Here is a 16,835-nt window from a genome sequence, read left to right as displayed (position 1 = left end):
ACCGGTGCCCGCCGGCGTCACAGGTCCGCCGCGACGGCCGGGGCGACGCTCACACAGGAGACCGCCCGCTCCAGCGTGTCGGTCCCGTAGACGGCCTCGATGTCCGCCCGTTCGAGTCGCGTCCGCGCGCTCGCCGCCAGCATCGGGTGGATGCAGGTGACGAACACGCGCCCGACGGCGTGCCCGTGCAACTGGTCGATGGCCTCGCTCATCGTCCCGCCCGTGGCGATGATGTCGTCGACGAGGACGACGTCCCGGCCGCCGGCGTCGACCTGCGAGGGCTCCATCTCGACCGCGCCGGTCTCGCGGTCGCGGTGCTTCACGAAGTGGTCGGTCGCGCCCGCGCCGTAGGCGTCCCGGACCGTCGCCGCGAGGTCGATCGCGCCCTCGTCGGGCGCGAGGAACAGCGGTTCCCGGAGGTCGTCGGGGAGCGGTTCGGCGAGGCGGGCCGACGCGTCGACGGCCGTGAACGGCACGTCGAAGAACTCCCCGACGCCGGGTTCGTGTGGGTTGACCACGAGGACGCGGTCCGTGCCGGTCGAGATGGCCCGTGCCATCGCCCGCGCGGAGATCGGCTCCCCCTCGCGGAAGCGCTCGTCCTGCCGGCCGTAGCCCATGTACGGGACGACGGTCACGACCTCGTCGGCCCGGTCGGCGACGGCGTCCTGGAGCTGCAGGAGTTCGACGTGGGCGTCGCTCGAATCGGTGGCCGCGACCACGACGGCGCGCTCACCCTCGAACTCGGGGACGCGCGCGAGCAGTTCGCCGTCCGCGAACCGCTCGAACTCGACGGGGGCCAGGGGCTCGTCGAGGGCGGCCGACAGGGCGGCGGCCAGCGACTGCGACCCGGACCCTGGAACGATCATGACTGCGGCTCCCGCGTGGAAGGTAACAAGCGTTTCCGTCGGCGGGTGTCGATGTGTGGCGTTCCTGACGTCGAAGTCGTCCTACAGCGTCACACCTGGAACGGCAAGCCGGCGCGCGTCCGGGAGGCCGAGCGAGCGGTCGCGCCAGCCGTCGCCAGCGTTCACGAGGACGGTCCCCTCGGCGGTGACGGCGTACGTCGCCTCCGGGCCGTAGGCCACGTCGACGACATGGCCGGTGACCGGGAGGTCGACCTCGACCCACGCCTCCGGCCCGTAGCCGTCGCTCCCGGGGGCCCGGGCGTACAGGGCGTCCGGCGTCGCGGCGTGTGCGCGGCCGTCGGGCGCGGCGACCACCGCCCGGAAGTCGCCCGGCAGTGCGTCCATCCAGCCGTTGCCGAGGTAGTAGAGCCCGTCACCGGTCGCCGCGAGCGGGACCGAGGGCGCCACGTCGCGGGCATCGGCGAGGCCGATGTGGCCGCCGTCGAGGCGGAACAGGCCGTCCGCGGCGGCTACCGTGTCGTCGACGATGGCGCGGACGTCCCCGACCTCGAACGCGGTGGTCCACGTGCCCGGGGCGGGGTCGTCGAGGTCGCCCACCGCGGGGTCGCCGTCGGGGTCGAACCGGGCGACTCGGCCGTCGCCCGCGGCGTGGAGGGTGCCGTCGTGCCAGCCGACGGCCGTCGCGGTCCCGAACCCGGTCGGCCGGAAGATGTCGCCGATGCCGAGGCGCACGTCGTCGTCGGCCGCGACCGCGAGGCGTCCATCGTGCCCGGCCACGTCGTGGACGCCGCCGCGGTGGGCGAGCCCGAACTCGCCGACGAGGTCACCGGAGATCTCGACCCGCGCGAGGCCCGCGCCCGTGGCGACGAACGCGGCCGTCGTTCCGGTCTTGGCGCCGTAGACGCGCTTCTCGTCGATGGAGATGTCGTCGTCGCTCATACCGGAGCGCCGACGGCCACGCCCAAAGCGGTTGCCGTGGGCGTCGGGGTACTCGCCGTCCCGGGCGGACGCCGGCCCGGCGGCGGCCCGTCACCCAACACCGGATGGCGCCGGCGCGCGGGCGTCCGGAACCCCTTTGACCCGACCGGACGGACGGCCACCCGAATGGAGGTGTTCGGCTCCAGCGGGGTCCGCGGCGTGGTCGGCGACCTGATGACGCCGGCGTTCGTCGGCCGGGTCGCGCGCGCCGCCGGGGCCGTCTGGCGCGACTCCCACGACGGCCCCGGCCGACCGGTCGCCGCCCTCGCCCGCGACACCCGCCGGACCGGTGAGACGTTCGCCGACGCGGCAGCGGCCGGTCTCACAAGCGTCGGGCTCGACGTCCACCGGCTCGGGGTCGTCCCCACCCCGGGGCTGCAGGCGTACGCCGAGAGCGAGGGCGTCCCCGGGCTGATGGTGACGGCCAGCCACAACCCGCCGGAGTACAACGGCATCAAGCTCATCGGTGGCGACGGCATCGAGCTGGACCGCTCGGAACTGGAACGGGTCGAGGCCCACGTCCGCGCGATGCGGTCGGACGGGGCCGTCGGCCCCGGCTACGCGGCGTGGAACGAGACGGGCCGGAGCCGGTCCGTCGGCGACGCCCGCCGCCGGTACGTCGAGAGCGTCGTCGAGGCGGTCGACCACGGAGCCATCGCCGCGGCCGACCTGACGGTCGCGCTCGACCCCGGCCACGGCGCCGGCGCACTCACCTCGCCCGACCTGTTCCGCGAACTCGGCTGCGAGGTCGTCACGGTCAACGCGACGCCGGATGGCCACTTCCCCGGGCGCAACCCCGAGCCTGTCCCGGAGAACCTCGGCGACCTCGGGCGCCTCGTCCGGGCGGCCGACGCCGACGTCGGCATCGCCCACGACGGGGACGCAGACCGCGCGGTCTTCTACGACGCTGCCGGGCGCCCTGTCGAGGGGGACGCCACGCTCGCCGCGCTCGCCGCGGCCGACCTCGCCCCCGGCGACGCGACGGTCTCCGCGGTCAACGTCTCCCAGCGCCTCGTCGAGGCCGCCCGGGGGGCCGACGCCGACCTCGAACTCACACCCATCGGGAGCACGCACATCATCACGCGCATCGAGGAGCTGCAGGCCGAGGGGACCCGCGTCCCGGTCGCCGGCGAGGGGAACGGTGGCGTCCTGTTCCCCCCGTACCGGCTGGCCCGCGACGGCGCCTACACGGCCGCGCGCTTCTGTGAACTGCTCGCCGGCCGCGGCGACATCGCCGGCGTCGCCGACGGTCCACGGACGGTCCGCGAGATCGTGGCGCCGTTCGACGGCTACGAGAACGTCCGGCTCAACGTGAGCCACGGCGGCGGCACCGAGCGCGAGGCGATGCTCGACGCCATCGAGGCGCACGCGGCCGCGGCCGACGCCGACGTGACGACCATCGACGGCTACCGGCTCGACTTCGGGGACAGCTGGGTGCTGGCCCGCGAGTCGGGAACGGAGCCGCTCGTGCGCGTCTACGCGGAGGCGCCCAGCCGCGAGCGCGCCGAGGAGCTCGCCCACGCGATGCGGGACGACATCCTCGCGGCGACGAACGAGGGCTGAGGCCGACCGCGGCGATGGATCCGGGGTTCGGACTCGCCCGGTCTCGGCGGCTCCCGCGACCTCCTCTCGTACCCTCATGCGCCGACGATGAGTGGGCCCATCAGCACGCCCATGAGGTGCGACCGGCGAGCGCCGAGGCGTGCGGGCACCAGCCCGAGCCCGCCCGCCACGAGGAACACGCCGACGCCCACCGGGCCGGCGAAGACGAACGAGACCGCCACGAGGCCGACGAGAACGGCAGCCGACAGCCGGCCGTAGTCGGCGTCACGCAGGCGCCGGAGGTACCGGTCGCCGACGAGCGGAACCATGCAGAACCCGGCCACGGCCGCGAGTCCGGCGGCCGCGAGCAGGAGCGGCAGGTTCAGCGGCGTCCTCGCCTCCTCCAGCGCCACCAGCACGCCCGTCCGCGGCGAGCCGAGCGCGACGAGCGCGAACAGCGCGAATATCGAGTTGGCCGTGTTGACGCCGCTCGTCGTCACGACGAAGCCGCGGGCACCGCTGCCCCCGACGGCGAGCAGTGCCACGGTGGCGGCGACCGCGCTGGAGACGCCCGGGATGTAGCCCACGACCGCGCCCGCGAGCGCGCCGACGGCGCCGAGGCGGGCGACGGTTCCGGGGGCCGTGGCGACCGTCGCATCGTCCTGCTGGGGGACCCCGCTCCCACCGAGCGCGTCGACGAGGACGGGCGCGCCGAACAGTCCCGCGAACAGGGGCGTCAGCATCCCGCCGACCGCGAGCGGGGCGGCCGGGTCCAGATCCAGCGTCAGCCAGCCGAGCGCGCCGCTCGCGAGGAACGACCCCGCTCCGACGAGCATCCGGAACGGGTCGCGCTCGGTGACCACGAGCACCAGCGCCACGCCGCCGAGGACGAGCGGGAGGTGCGCCCGCAGTGTCGGATAGGCAGCGACCATCGCCCTCGTCACGGGAACCGCGAGCGGGACCGCCAGCACCACCGCGAGGCCGCTCCCGAGCGCCGAGAGCCGCAGCGCCTCCCGGCCGCGGCCCTCCAGCACGAGCCGATGTCCCGGGAGCGCGGAGGCCGCCATCGCCGGGTCGGGCACCCCGAGCGCCAGCGCGGGCACCACGTCGAGGAACGTGTGGACGACCCCGGTGGCGAGCAGCGCGGCGCCGACGAGCCGCGGCGGCCCGGGGACTGCGGGCGCCACGGAGGCCAGCAGTAGCGCCATGTTGTTCGCGTGCAGTCCCGGGGTCAGCCCGCTGACCGTCCCCAGCAGGATGCCCCCGGCGACGAACGCGAGTGCCGTCGCCGCGAGCGCCGGGTCGAGCAGGATTCGGACGCCCGCGAGGTCGACGGCCGTCAGGAACGTGGGCGGTCTGGACTGTGTCGCCGGGAGCACGGTGGGCCGTCTGGTCCCGTTCCGGTACTTCAACTCTCGGGATGCCCCCGGGTCGCAGGCTGTCGGCTTCGCTGGGTGTCATCTCCCGTCGTTACTCTGCCCGATGGCGAATTTGTGGTCGATATCGGGCATTATTGTCGAAATAAGGGTTTTGATTGGTTGTATATGGCTTATCGGTTCTATTCTCCATCCCACGGCGATCCGGGGCAGAACGGACGCCCTTATCCCCGCCGACGGTCAAGCCCCTTCAATCAGCGATGCCCGCATTCGAATCCCTGCAGACCGTTCCTCGCTCGGAGGAACTCGTGGACAAGGCGTTCTCCCGAGCGGCGCGTGCGGGCCGCGCGAAGCAAGGCGTCGAGGCCCAGGAGTCGATGCTCATCACGGCCGCCAACATCCTCAGCGACAACCTCGAGAACGTCGTCACCGGGTGGCCCGACTTCGACGCCGTCGACCCGTTCTACCGCGAACTCGCGGACGCCGTCTGCCGGGACGCCGAGGGCGTCCCCGGCGTCGACGCACTCCGCCAGCATCTCTCCGAGGTCGGCTGGGCGAGCCGCCAGATCGGCGAGCTGCGCAGCGAGTACCAGGGCCGCATCCGCCGCGCGGATCCCGACACCGCCCGCAAGGTCCGCAAGCAGGCGTTCGCCCGGTTCGCCGACATCCTCGACGAGGTCGAGGACGACCTGCTCGCGCTGGGTGAGGCCCGCGAGGCGCTGAAGACCCTGCCCGACATCCGGGCCGACGAGCCCGCCATCGTGGTCGCGGGCTACCCCAACGTCGGCAAGTCCTCGTTCGTCAACGCGGTGACGAACGCGCGCAACGAGACCGCGAGCTACCCGTTCACCACGACGCAGATACGGGTGGGTCACCTCGAACGCGACCACATCCGCTACCAGCTGGTCGACACGCCCGGCCTGCTGGACCGCCCGGCCGAGGACCGCAACGGCATCGAGCAGCAGGCCGTGAGCGCGCTGACGCATCTCGCCGATGCCGTCCTGTTCATGGTCGACGCGAGCGGCGACTGCGGCTACCCCATCGAGGCGCAGCTGGCGCTCCGCGACGAACTGGAGGAGGTATTCGCGGTCTCCGGCGACGACGCCGAGCCCGTCCCCGTCATCACCGTCTGCAACAAGAGCGACCGCTCGCGCGACGTCGACGCCGACGCCTACATGAGCGTCACCGAGGGCGAGAACGTGGACGCGGTGGTCGACCGCCTGATCGATGCGGTGGGGTACGAGCCGGAGCTCCCGTTCGACGAGTAGCGACCGCCGCGACTACCGACCCCGGACCGCCACGTCGACCATCCCCGCCTCGTCCAGCCCGGTTCTGACGTAGCGTGCGGGCCCGCCTTCTTCCGGCCGCTCGACCGCGAAGGTCCGGAGCGTGACGACCAGTCGCCCGTCCTCCAGCGTCGCACGCAGGACCGGCCCGACGCTGGTGACGACGACGTACGGCGGCGCTGGCACGGGCTCGGCCCGCAGGCGGCCGCCCGCGGCCGTGACGCACTCGCGGAGCACCGTCGGGAACTCCCCCAGCACGCCGGCCCGCTCAAGGGTCGCGCGCAGCGGCCCCGTCACGAGGTCCGGGTCCGTCGTCGACTCGCCGTCCCACCCCGCGGCGACGGCGTCCGCGCAGTCCGCGACGGTCGCGATGAGCGCGCGGCGCTCGTCGAGCAGGTGGGCGCGGACGGCCGCGGTGTCGAGACCACGGTCCGGGTCGAGCGCGTCGTCGCTCCCCGGCGCGTCGTCGCCTCCCGGCACGTCAGTCCGCGGTGGCGGCGCAGTTGTTCGGCCCCAGTTCCAGTTCGAACGCCGTGTCCTCGTCCGCGGTCTCGCGCCCGAGATTGACCGCGATGATGGTTTCGTGGTTGGCGGGCCGCGGCGGCATCCCGGCCAGCACGCGCTCGACGAACGTCCCCCGGTCGACGCCGAGGAGGTCGAGGTCCTCGCGCAGGTCGCCCAGGCGCGCGGTCACGAGGCCGTCCGTGACCTCGTCCTCGTGGGCGTAGTGCCCCGGTGCGACCAGCGTGTCGTCGTCGAGCGCGCCGAACCGCTCGGTGAGTGTCTCGTGGAGGGTCGCGGCGAACGCCTCGACGCGGTCGCTCCCGGCCTCCAGGTCGGGACGCGCCACGCTGTGGGTGAACAGCGAGTCGCCCGTCAGGAGGAGGTCTCCGATTCGGTAGGCCAGCATCTCCGTCGTGTGGCCGGGCGCGGCGACGGCCGCGAGTTCGGTGTCGCCGACGGCGACCGTCTCGCCCGCCGCGACGAGCGTCGCGTCCCACGCCAGCCCGCGGTCGACCGCACCCGCCGGCAGGACCGCCTCGGCACCGGTCGCGTCGGCCACCTCGCGGACGCCGCTGACGTGGTCGGCGTGGACGTGCGTGTCGACGGCCGCGACGAGGTCGGCCCCGCGCTCGTTGGCGTCGGCGGCGTACCGCTCGGCGAAGGCCCGCAGCGGGTCGACGACGACGGCCTCCTCGCCCGACACGACGAGGTACGCCAGACAGCCGCTGGAGGGCCGCCGGTACTGGAGTACCGTCACGCCCGCGGGCGTGGCGTCGGCCGGGAGCTCGGTCGCCTCGTACAGCCGTGCCCAGCCGTGCATGCCGCCGGCGAGGTTGTACGCCTCGTACCCCGCGTCGGCCAGCAGGTCCGCGACCTCCGCGCTGGCCTCGCCGCGCGGGCAGACCGCGACGAACGGGCCCTCGCCGTCGGTCACGAGGTCGTCGACACCGCCGGTGACGCGGGCGCTCACGAACTTCATGTACGGCACGTCCAGCCGCCGGGGCGCGTCGATGTGCCACTCGTCGATCTCGTCGCGGTTGCGCGTATCCAGCAGGGTGAACGCGCGGCCCTCGTCGAGCCACGTCTGCAGCTCGGCGGGCGTGAGCGCGCCCGCCGTCTCCGGTTCGGGCGACTCGGCCACGGGGTCGCCCTCCGCCGGAGCGGCGTCGGGGTCGACGTCGTCGGTCATGGGGACAGGTACGCCGCGGGGCGGGATAAGCGTGGGCGGGAGGCGGGTCCAGCCGTGACCGGGGCCACACCTATGCCGCCCCCGGTCGACCGGCCGGACATGAACGGCGAGGAACTCGTGGCGGCCGTCCGGGAGGAACGGGAGACGGAGCTGAGCCGGCTCGGCTCCGAGAAGGCCGTCGTCGCGGCGACCGGCGCACAACTGGAGACCGGCCCCGTCCTGAGCGCGGCCGCACGCCTCCTCGACGGCGGCGCGGACACGCTGGCTGCGTGGGCCGACGAGACCGACAACGAGGACGCTCGGGCGGCCTTCGCCGACGCGGCCGACACGCTGGCCGGCCACCGGGATGCCCTGCTCGACATGGACGACGCGGCGAGCACCGACGGGGACGCTCCCTACGTCGTCGACGAACTCCGGACCGCCGAGACGACGCCCGAACGGGTCGCCGCGGGACTCGTCGCCCTCCCGCTGGTGGGCGAGCGGCTCCTGTTGCAGGTCATCAACTACCTGGTCAACGAGGGGGTCCGCTCGGGTGCCGACACGGTTCGCGACGCCCGGAGCGACCTGCAGGCGATGCCCGGCGACGCGGCCGCCCTGCTGGACACGGTCTGTGTCGATGACGGGGACTGGGTGACCGCGCAGACGGCCGCGACCGACGCTCTCGGGACCGCGTACGACGAGTACGCCGAGACGCTGAACGAGATGGGACTGGACCCGAAGCCCGTGTGCTGAGTCGGAGTCAGTCGCGCGTCGCCTCCAGATCCACCGTCGAGATGACCAGGGTCGAGAGGTCCGTCTCGGAGAGGTTGTCGTTCTCGAACGCGTGGAACCAGCCCGCACGGGCCTCCCAGCGCCCCTTCGGCTCGCGCTCGTCCGCCGGCTCCTCGATGTCGTACACCCAGACGGTCACGTCCGTCGCCGGCCACCCCCGCTCGCGGGCGTCCAGCAGCTCCTGCAGGATGGTCCCCATCTCGTTACGCGGCACACCGTCCTCGGGCGAGGCCGTCTCGTAGGCGACGTGGAACGTCCCCTCGGAGACGGTGTGGTCCGTGACGTAGACCCCCTCGGCCATCAGGTGCTCCTCCAGATGCTCGCCGAGCTCCCGGTGTGGCTCCTCCGATTCGCTCATGGCTGCCCCTTCGGGTGCAGGGTGTTAATCGGTGTCGTCGGTTGCGGGGGGAGCGGGCCCGCGGTCACACCGGCTCGGGCGGTTCGTCCTGGAACGCGACGGCAGCCTCGCGGAAGTCGTCGGGGACCCGGGTGGGGCCGTCCTCGCCGACGGCGACGTGGGTGAGTTCGCCGCTGGCCACGAGGCGGTCGTCCGCGGCCTGCCGGCAGACCCACTCGAAGTCCGCGCTCGAATCGCGGACCGCGGCGACGCGGAACCCGTTCCGGAGTTCGTCGTCGAACTCCGCGAAGGAGTGGTAGTCCAGTTCCGTGTGGACGACGTGGAGGTCGACGCCGCTGGCCTCGAGTTCGTCGTACGGGAACTCGATGGTCCGGAGGAACTCCGAGAACGTCTCGTCCTGGAAGGTGACGTACTCGCCGTAGAAGACGATCCCCTGCGCGTCGGTCTCGGCGTACCGGACCCGGTTCTCCCAGACGTAGTGGAAGCGGTCCTCCGCGGGGTCGTCCGGGATCTCGTCTGCGTCCATACCGGCTCCCGGAGCGGCGACGGGATAACGCTATTCGTCGTCGGCGTCGTCGGCGTCGTCGTCGGCGTCGTCGCCGGCGGCCGTGGACGCCTCGTCCGCGCCGGCACCCTCTCGCAGCTTCCGGGTCATCTCCCGGGCCTCCTCCATGATGGCCTCACGCTCCTCATCGTCGACCGCTCCACCCGGGACCGCGGCCGTGTCGACGTGTTCGGGGAGCCCCGACGGCCCGTGTCCAGCGTCGTGGTCCGGGGCGTGGTCGTGGCCGTGCTGGTGCCCGTGTCCCTGGCCGTGGTCGTGGCCGTGGTCATGTCCGTGGGCGCCCCCGTCGTCGAACAGGGCGCCCGAGCGCTCGGCCGGGTCGTCCCGGCCGGCGCTGCCGTCGTTCCCGGTGGTATCCTCGAACACCTGCGGGTAGTCGCGCTCCTCGAGGCGGTCGGTGTGGTCCTCGAGCGCCGCCGAGAGCTCCGCCTCCTCGTGGTCGGTCCAGCCGGGGACGTGCTCGTCCAGCCAGTCGGCGTGGGCCTCGTTCCGGAGCATCGCGGTGAACGCGAGATGGTTGGCGAGGTGGCCGATGTCGGCCTGCGGGTCCTCACAGACCGGGCAGGCGTAGCCGGTGGTCATACCGGCTGTTGGGCGCGAGGACACAAAAGCCCGGGCGAGTCCGGTCGGCCGGTGGGCGGTCCCCGGCGAGTGCGGGGGGGCGGCCGTCAGTCCCCGGGGCGGACCATCACCAGCGCGTCGGTCCCGTCGTCGTAGTAGCCGGGGACGGTGTGGTGGTGTCTGAAGCCGAAGTCCCGGTAGAGCGAGATCGCGGCGTCGTTCCCGTCGCGGACCTCCAGTTTGACGCGTGCGGCGTCACGACCCTCCATCACGGCCAGGCCACGCTCGAGCAGCCGGCGCCCGATGCCCCGGCCGCGGTGGTCCGGGTGGACGGCGATGTCCTTGACGTGACCGATGGGACTCCCGTGGTTGGGCACGGTGTCGGCGACGATGTAGCCGGTGATGGTGCCGGGGTCGTCGCCCTCCTCGCGCTGCTCCGCGACGAGGAATCCCGGCGTTCCGAGGAACCCCTCGAACGCGCCGTAGGGCCACGGCTGCGGGAAGGAGGCCCGCTCGATGCGGAACACCTCCAGCAGGTCCGCGCGGGTGGCCTCGCGAACCACGAGCGACCGGCGCGGGGGGGTAGCCGTCACGACCCGGCGTACGCCCCCCCGTCAGTTAAGCCCTGTTGCCGCCCGCTCGGTGGTGATAGCGGCGTTCCACGGGGGGCGGGGACACGGGTCGGCCCCGACCGTCGCCCGCGGCCCCGGACCGCCGGACCGCCGGACCACCGGACGACCACAGGAACCGACCGGAGGACGGTTCTGTGCGGTGATGCACGTTTTCATGAACCGAGTGACGCCAGGCGACGCACCGGTGGCCGCAAGGTTGATACCTCCCGCGGCGATACACTTAGTTGCACCCGATTAGGGTGCATCCCCACCCCCCCACCCCGCTTTTGCAACCCGAGCAGCCGCAGTGGATTACTTCGCTCCGCGAGAACCACCGATACCGTTTGGTATCCCCGGTCCGTCATCCCGACAATGCCCGACCCGGGTGACACGGGCGAGGACTACTACGCGGTGCTGGGCGTCCCGGCTGACGCCAGCGTCGCGGCCATCGAGGACTCGTACCGCGAGCGGGTCAAGGAGACGCACCCGGACCTGAACGACGCACCGGACGCCACCGACGAGTTCCAGCGTGTGAGACGCGCCCGGGAGGTGCTGACCGACCCCGAGGAGCGGGCGCGCTACGACCGCCTGGGTCACGAGCGTTACGTCGGCAACGGGGCGGACGGGGATGGCATGACCGGAAGCAACGCCAGCGACGGCTTCGGCGGGCGCGGGCGCCGCCGCCAGCGCGCTCGCTGGACCGCCGAGGGCTGGACCGATTCCAGCACCGGCGCCGGGGCCGGGAGCAGCGCCGGCACTGCGGCCGGGTCCGGCGCCGGTCCCACCGCGGACCCGACCGCGAGCTACGCTGCGGACGAGGATGCCGAGGGTGCTGGTACCGTCCCCCCGAGCGGTCTGGGCGACCGCATCACGGTCGCCGCGCGGATGCTGGAGCGGTACCGCTTCGATCTCGACCCGAAGACCGCCATCTTCGGGCTGGCGACGTTCTTCTTCTACCCCGTCTTCCTCGCCAGCAGCGTCACCCCGCGCTTCCCCATCGTGGTCAACCTCATCCTGCTGTGCTGTCTCCTCTGCACGCTCGGCTACCTGCTCGCGACGCCGGAGGTCGGCGTCCCCGTCTTCGGCGCCTGGTCGCTCATCGGTCCCATCATGTTCATCTTCGCGGACCGGCCGCTGCTGTCGTGGGCCGGCTTCTTCCTCGTCGCCGCCACGTTCGTCCCGTTCGGACTGAGCCTGACGATCATGGAGCTGTTGCGGCTGGACTGATGGCGAGGTAACTTGGCTACTCAGGCCATAATTTGTATAGTGAGTACATAATATTTGAATATCTGTCGTAACGTCTGAATGCGGCTTCCCGGCACGTGGGGGGTCCGGCCGCTCTCCGGGCGGGTGCGAAAGAAAGGGGAACGTTCCTCGGCGGCGCGCTCAGTCGTCGGCCGGGGTCGCGCCGGAGCCGCCGTCCTCGGCGAGCTTCTTCGTGTGCGAGAGCTTGCCACCGTCGGCGAGGATCTCGCGCTCGCGCTCGGAGGCGTCGAGGTTGGCCGTGAACTCCCAGTCGTCGTTCACGCGGACCGTGAACTCCTCCTGGCCGGAGCGGACGCCCTCGGCGACGTCGTCGACGATCTCCATGTCGTCGCCCTGCTCGAGCTTCTCGTAGGTCTCCTCGTCGATGGTGAGCGGGATGAGGCCGAAGTTGAACAGGTTCGCCTTGTGGATGCGGGCGAAGCTCTGTGCGAAGACGCCCTCGATGCCCAGGTACATCGGGCACAGCGCCGCGTGCTCACGGGAGGAGCCCTGGCCGTAGTTCTCGCCGGCGACGAGGAAGCCGCCGTCGCTGTCGAGGGCCCGCTGCGCGAACGTGTCGTCGACGCGCGAGAGCGTGAACTCGCTCAGTTTGGGAACGTTCGACCGGTACATCAGGATGTCCTGCGTGGCCGGAATGATGTGGTCGGTCGTGATGTTGTCCTCCATGTGCAGGAGGTTCGGACCGGCCAGCTCGGAGTCCAGCTCGTCCTTGAGCGGGACGTCGCCGATGTTCGGGCCCTTGATGAGCTCGTCGTCGACGGCCTCGTCGGGCGCGATGAGGTCGGCCTTCGAGCCGTCGTACTTGTCGGGCAGCTCGACGCCCGGCGCCTCGAGGTCGCCGAGTTCGTCGGCGAGGTCACGCGGGTCGACGATCTCGCCCGCGAGGGCGGCCGCGGCGGCGACCTCCGGCGAGCAGAGGTAGACGGAGTCGTCCTCGATGCCGGAGCGACCCTCGAAGTTGCGGTTGAAGGTGCGCAGCGAGACCGAATCGGAGGCGGGAACGTGGCCGATACCGATACACGCCCCGCAGGTGGCCTCGGAGAAGTTGACGCCGGCGGCCATCAGCTCCGCGGTCCAGCCCTGGCGGGCGAGGATCTCGGAGGCCTGCTTGGAGCCGGGCGCGACGATCATCTCGGTCTTCTTGTTGATCTGGCGGCCCTCCAGCATCTTCGCCGTCGGGAGGATGTCCTCGTAGCCGCCGTTCGTACAGGAGCCGATGATGACCTGGTCGACGGACCGGCCGGCGGCCTCGCGGACCGGCACGACCTTGTCCGGCATCGAGGGCTCGGCGATGAGCGGCTCGATGTCGGACATATCGACGACGATCTCGTCGTCGTACTCGGCGTCCTCGTCGGGGCCGATGTCGACGAACTCGTCCTCGCGACCCTGGCGGGCGAGGTAGTCCTTCGTCTTCTCGTCGGTCGGGAAGATGGACGTGGTCGCACCGAGCTCCGTGCCGAGGTTGGTGATGGTCGTCCGCTCGGGGACGGTGAGGTTCTCGACACCGGGGCCGGTGTACTCGAAGATCTTGCCGACGCCGCCCTTGACGGTGAGGCGGCGCAGCATCTCCAGCGCGACGTCCTTCGCAGTGCTCCACTCGGGGAGTTCACCCTCGAGCCGGACGTTCACGACCTCCGGCATCTCGATGTAGTACGGGCCGCCGCCCATGGCGACCGCCACGTCCAGGCCGCCGGCACCGATGGCCAGCTCGCCCAGTCCGCCGGGCGTCGGCGTGTGGCTGTCGGAGCCGAGCATCGTCTTGCCGGGCGCCGCGAAGTTCTCCTTGTGGACGTTGTGGCAGATACCGTTGCCCGGGCGCGAGAAGTGCGCGCCGAACGTGCCCGCCGCGCTCCGGAGGAAGCGGTGGTCGTCCGTGTTCTTGAAGTCGAACTGGTAGGTCTGGTGGTCGCAGTACTGGGCCGCGATCTCCGTCTGGACCTCGTCGAGGTCCAGCGCCTCGAACTGCAGCCAGACGAGCGTCCCGGTCGTGTCCTGTGTGAGCACCTGGTCGATCTCGATCCCGATCTCCTCGCCGGTCTCGAGCTCCCCGTCCACGAGGTGGTCGGAGAGGATTTTCTCGGTAAGCGTCTGTCCCATTGTCGTCCGTGGATGTGCGACCCGCGAATATAAATCCGGCGTGTCCGCCCTCTTTTGCGTGTTTAGGCGGGCCTCAAGCGCCCGAAATCGGGGCTTCCGGGGACGCCGAGGGGTCGTCCGTTCGCTCGCCGGTCGGGAACGCTACCTGCCGTCAAAACGGCTATTGTGCTGCCGGCACCGGCTGACGATATGGTCAGCCTCTCGATGCGCCGGCGGCGGACGCTCCTCTGGGCGCTGCTCGCGGGCGGGTTCCTGCTGGTGAACTTCCACCGCACCGCGACGGCGGTGCTGGCGGACACGCTCGCCGCGACGTTCGACGCGACCGGGGCCGAGCTGGGAAGCCTCCACGCCTCCTTCTTCTACATCTACGCCGCCCTCCAGCTGCCCTCGGGGCTCGTGGTGGACCGCTACGGGCCGCGGCGGGTCGGGGCCGTCGGACTCGCGGCGATGACCGGCGGCGTGGTCTGGTTCGCGTCCAGCGGCGGCCTCGCCGAGGCGTTCCTCGCGCGGGCCGCCATCGGGCTGGGCGGCAGCGTGCTGTACATCGCGACGCTCCGGTTCTGTGCGAACTGGTACCGTCCGGACGAGTACGCGACCATGACCGGCTACACCATCGCCGCGGCGGGGGTGGGTGGCATCCTCGCGACGACGCCGCTCGCGCTCGCCATCGAGGCGGCCGGGTGGCGGACGGCGATGCTGGCGGCGGGTGGCGTCGGTGCCGGCCTCGCGGTCGCCATCGGTGGGGCCGTCCGGGATACGCCGGCGCGCGCCGGACACGAGCCGGTCACAGGGGCCGACGACGAGGGGACGGCGGCCACGCTGGACGAGGTGCTCGCCAACACGCGGACCGTCCTCGCGGAGCGGGAGACGTGGCTGCTGGGTGTCGCCCTCTTCCTCACCCTCGGGACCAACTTCACCGTCCTCGGGCTGTGGGGCGTGCCGTACGTCGTGGACATCTACGGCGTCGACGTGGCGACGGCCTCGACGTACGTTCTGCTGGGGAACGTCGGGTTCGTGATCGGGTCGCCCGCGTTCGGCGCGCTCTCGGACCGGCTCGAACGCCGCACGGCGCTGATGGTCGGGGCCGCCGCGCTGTTCACCCTGAGCTACGCCGCGCTGGTGCTGGTGCCGCCCCTGCCGGTCGTGGGGGCAGCGCTGTTCCTCGCGCTGTTCGCCAACGGCGGCGTCGCGCTCGCGTTCACCGTGGGCAAGGAGCGCCACGACGCCGAGGTGGCGGGCACCATCACCGGCGTCATCAACAGCATGGGCTATTTCGGTGCCGCGGTGTTCCCGACGCTGCTCGGGGCCGTTCTCGACGCCTACTGGACCGGCGAGGTCATCGGCGGCGCCCGGGTCTACACCGTCCCCGGCTATCGGGTCGCGTTCGCCATCGCGACGGCGACCGGCGTGCTCGCCACGGGCGCCATCGTCTGGCTCCACCGGCGCGAGCAGCGGGCGCCGACTGCGGATGGGGCCACGCCCGCGACCGACTGAGGCCCCGCTGGAGAGCGGCTGGCGGGCCTCGGTGGGCCCGTGGGCCCGCCTGTCGCACCCACGCCGGGACCGCGGGCTTATACCCTCGGACCGGCAAGCGCCGTCCATGAGCACGAACCGCGTCGCGGTCGCCTGTCCGTCCTGCTCGCCGGGGGACGAGACGGTCCACGAGGTCCTGCACGAGAGCGGTCACGCCACCGTCCGCTGTACGGAGTGTGCCCACGTCCACAAGACGGACCTGCCGAGCGAGCCGACGGTCGAGCGCCGGGTCATCGTCTCGCAGGAGGGCGACTCCTTCGACGCCAGCGTCGAGTTCGACCCCGACGAGCGGCTGTCGGTCGACGACGAGTTCCTCGTCGAGACCGACGAGGCCATCCTCTCGGTGGCGGTGACCAGCCTCGAACTCGCCGGCGAGGACGAGTCCCCCCGGACCGACGCCGCGCCCGTCGACGACGTGAAGACGGTGTGGACGCGCGTCGTCGGCAACGTCTCGGTCGACCTCACCCTCCACCCGAAGGACGGCCGCCACGACTCGACGTACTCCACGACGGTCCGGGTGCCCGGCGACGAGGTGTTCACGGTCGGCGAGACCCACGAGTACGCGGACGCCGAGTTCACCGTCGAGGGCATCTACCTCCGCGACGACGTGGAGCGCTACGGCCAGCAGAAACTCGACTACGCGGGCGACCAGGCGCCAGCCAAACACATCAAGCGGGTGTACGCCCGCGACGAGTCGAAGACCTCCGTCGCCTGGTCCGGGTGGTAGGCCGCCGTAGCGAGTGGCGACCGACGTGATGGCGGAGCCCCGCGGCTACTCCCCGTCGTGGGGAGACAGCGCCTTCGCGAAGTAGACGGTGTGAACGCCGGGCGCCCGGTGGTTGGGGATCGTATGGACCCGGTCGAAGCCGAACTTCTCGTGGAGCCGGATGCTCCGAACGTTCTCGTTCCACGTCCGAGCGACGACGTACGGGAGCCTGTACGCCGGTGGTAGATCGAACAGGAAGGTCCGATACAACGCCGTTCCGACGCCCTCGTTCCGCCACTCGCGGCGGACCGCCAGAATCGTCGGGTAGTTCGACGGCGAGAACCGTCGCAGGAACGGGGGAGTGTACCGGTGCCGGTAGGAGAGAACACCGACGAGTTCGTCGTCCGTCTCAGCGAACAGGAACTGCTGATCCAGACAGGCCTGGAAGTACGAATCGATCCCGCTTCCCTCGTCCCCACCGAGGTCATCCACCTCTGCGGTCCCCGACCGACTCGAGAGCGGGGGGACGAACTCCTCGTCGACCGACCTCAGGATGGCACGAACCTGATCGGCGTACTCCCCGACACCCTCGGAGAATCGAAGAAGCATGGTCTAATCAGTGGACC

Annotated in this window: 17 protein-coding genes; 6 read left to right on the top strand and 11 right to left on the bottom strand. The window is 71.8% G+C overall.

Features of this window, described 5'->3' with window-relative positions:
- Positions 1–17: 17 nt before the first annotated feature.
- Together prs and P2T62_RS19395 are read right to left on the bottom strand one after the other, a co-directional pair.
- Positions 18–866, bottom strand: a complete 849-nt coding sequence (gene prs, locus P2T62_RS19400; protein ID WP_276258665.1) for a ribose-phosphate diphosphokinase — start codon at positions 864–866, stop codon at positions 18–20.
- Between the two features lie 81 nt (positions 867–947).
- Positions 948–1,805: an HVO_0234 family beta-propeller protein gene (locus tag P2T62_RS19395; protein WP_276258664.1), complete on the bottom strand. Its 858-nt coding sequence runs from the start codon at positions 1,803–1,805 to the stop codon at positions 948–950.
- Positions 1,806–1,970: 165 nt separating this feature from the next.
- Here P2T62_RS19395 and glmM point away from each other — a divergent pair, with 165 nt between their 5' ends.
- Positions 1,971–3,407, top strand: a complete 1,437-nt coding sequence (gene glmM, locus P2T62_RS19390) for a phosphoglucosamine mutase (protein WP_276258663.1) — start codon at positions 1,971–1,973, stop codon at positions 3,405–3,407.
- Positions 3,408–3,481: 74 nt separating this feature from the next.
- Here the strand turns inward: glmM and P2T62_RS19385 are convergent, their stop codons facing one another.
- Positions 3,482–4,765, bottom strand: coding sequence for a tripartite tricarboxylate transporter permease (locus P2T62_RS19385; protein WP_420028391.1), 1,284 nt, complete (start codon positions 4,763–4,765; stop codon positions 3,482–3,484).
- A gap of 257 nt (positions 4,766–5,022) precedes the next feature.
- Between P2T62_RS19385 and P2T62_RS19380 the strand changes: the two genes are divergently transcribed.
- Positions 5,023–6,030 carry an NOG1 family protein gene (locus P2T62_RS19380; RefSeq protein WP_276258662.1) on the top strand — a complete coding sequence of 336 codons (1,008 nt, stop codon included), beginning with the start codon at positions 5,023–5,025 and terminating at the stop codon, positions 6,028–6,030.
- A 12-nt stretch (positions 6,031–6,042) separates the two neighbouring features.
- Here the strand turns inward: P2T62_RS19380 and P2T62_RS19375 are convergent, their stop codons facing one another.
- Both P2T62_RS19375 and P2T62_RS19370 read right to left on the bottom strand, forming a co-directional pair.
- Positions 6,043–6,528, bottom strand: coding sequence for a DUF7988 family protein (locus P2T62_RS19375; protein ID WP_276258661.1), 486 nt, complete (start codon positions 6,526–6,528; stop codon positions 6,043–6,045).
- Between the two features lies 1 nt (position 6,529).
- A complete protein-coding gene (locus P2T62_RS19370; protein WP_276258660.1) occupies positions 6,530–7,741 on the bottom strand; it encodes an MBL fold metallo-hydrolase in 1,212 nt (403 codons plus the stop codon).
- Between the two features lie 99 nt (positions 7,742–7,840).
- Here P2T62_RS19370 and P2T62_RS19365 point away from each other — a divergent pair, with 99 nt between their 5' ends.
- Complete coding sequence (locus P2T62_RS19365) at positions 7,841–8,473, top strand: transcription antitermination protein (protein WP_276258659.1); 633 nt, start codon at positions 7,841–7,843, stop codon at positions 8,471–8,473.
- A gap of 7 nt (positions 8,474–8,480) precedes the next feature.
- Here the strand turns inward: P2T62_RS19365 and P2T62_RS19360 are convergent, their stop codons facing one another.
- The 4 genes from P2T62_RS19360 to rimI all read right to left on the bottom strand — a co-directional run bounded on the left by P2T62_RS19360 (position 8,481) and on the right by rimI (position 10,589).
- Positions 8,481–8,870 (bottom strand): DUF8159 domain-containing protein, encoded by a 390-nt coding sequence (locus tag P2T62_RS19360; RefSeq protein ID WP_276258658.1) that lies wholly within the window; start codon positions 8,868–8,870, stop codon positions 8,481–8,483.
- A 64-nt stretch (positions 8,871–8,934) separates the two neighbouring features.
- On the bottom strand, positions 8,935–9,396 hold the full coding sequence (locus P2T62_RS19355; protein WP_276258657.1) for an acyl-CoA thioesterase: 462 nt from the start codon (positions 9,394–9,396) through the stop codon (positions 8,935–8,937).
- 30 nt (positions 9,397–9,426) lie between these two features.
- Complete coding sequence (locus tag P2T62_RS19350; RefSeq protein ID WP_276258656.1) at positions 9,427–10,017, bottom strand: DUF5810 domain-containing protein; 591 nt, start codon at positions 10,015–10,017, stop codon at positions 9,427–9,429.
- Positions 10,018–10,103: 86 nt separating this feature from the next.
- Complete coding sequence (rimI, locus tag P2T62_RS19345; protein ID WP_276258655.1) at positions 10,104–10,589, bottom strand: ribosomal protein S18-alanine N-acetyltransferase; 486 nt, start codon at positions 10,587–10,589, stop codon at positions 10,104–10,106.
- 390 nt (positions 10,590–10,979) lie between these two features.
- Here rimI and P2T62_RS19340 point away from each other — a divergent pair, with 390 nt between their 5' ends.
- Positions 10,980–11,834: a J domain-containing protein gene (locus P2T62_RS19340; RefSeq protein WP_276258654.1), complete on the top strand. Its 855-nt coding sequence runs from the start codon at positions 10,980–10,982 to the stop codon at positions 11,832–11,834.
- Positions 11,835–11,993: 159 nt separating this feature from the next.
- On the opposite strand, the gene P2T62_RS19335 is transcribed toward P2T62_RS19340, so the two are convergent.
- Positions 11,994–13,970: an aconitate hydratase gene (locus P2T62_RS19335; protein WP_276258653.1), complete on the bottom strand. Its 1,977-nt coding sequence runs from the start codon at positions 13,968–13,970 to the stop codon at positions 11,994–11,996.
- Positions 13,971–14,159: 189 nt separating this feature from the next.
- On the opposite strand from P2T62_RS19335, the gene P2T62_RS19330 reads away from it, so the two are divergent.
- Positions 14,160–15,464, top strand: a complete 1,305-nt coding sequence (locus P2T62_RS19330; protein ID WP_276258652.1) for an MFS transporter — start codon at positions 14,160–14,162, stop codon at positions 15,462–15,464.
- A gap of 106 nt (positions 15,465–15,570) precedes the next feature.
- Positions 15,571–16,230 carry an HVO_0476 family zinc finger protein gene (locus tag P2T62_RS19325; protein ID WP_276258651.1) on the top strand — a complete coding sequence of 220 codons (660 nt, stop codon included), beginning with the start codon at positions 15,571–15,573 and terminating at the stop codon, positions 16,228–16,230.
- 45 nt (positions 16,231–16,275) lie between these two features.
- Here the strand turns inward: P2T62_RS19325 and P2T62_RS19320 are convergent, their stop codons facing one another.
- Entirely contained in the window at positions 16,276–16,818 is a 543-nt protein-coding gene (locus P2T62_RS19320; RefSeq protein ID WP_276258650.1) for a GNAT family N-acetyltransferase, read from the bottom strand.
- Between the last annotated feature and the right edge of the window lie 17 nt (positions 16,819–16,835).

Origin of the sequence: Haloglomus litoreum, assembly GCF_029338515.1 — an archaeon.
GTDB lineage: Archaea > Halobacteriota > Halobacteria > Halobacteriales > Haloarculaceae > Haloglomus > Haloglomus litoreum.
The sequence above is the reverse complement of the archived record's forward strand: the minus strand, read 5'-3'. Positions and strand labels throughout refer to the sequence as shown.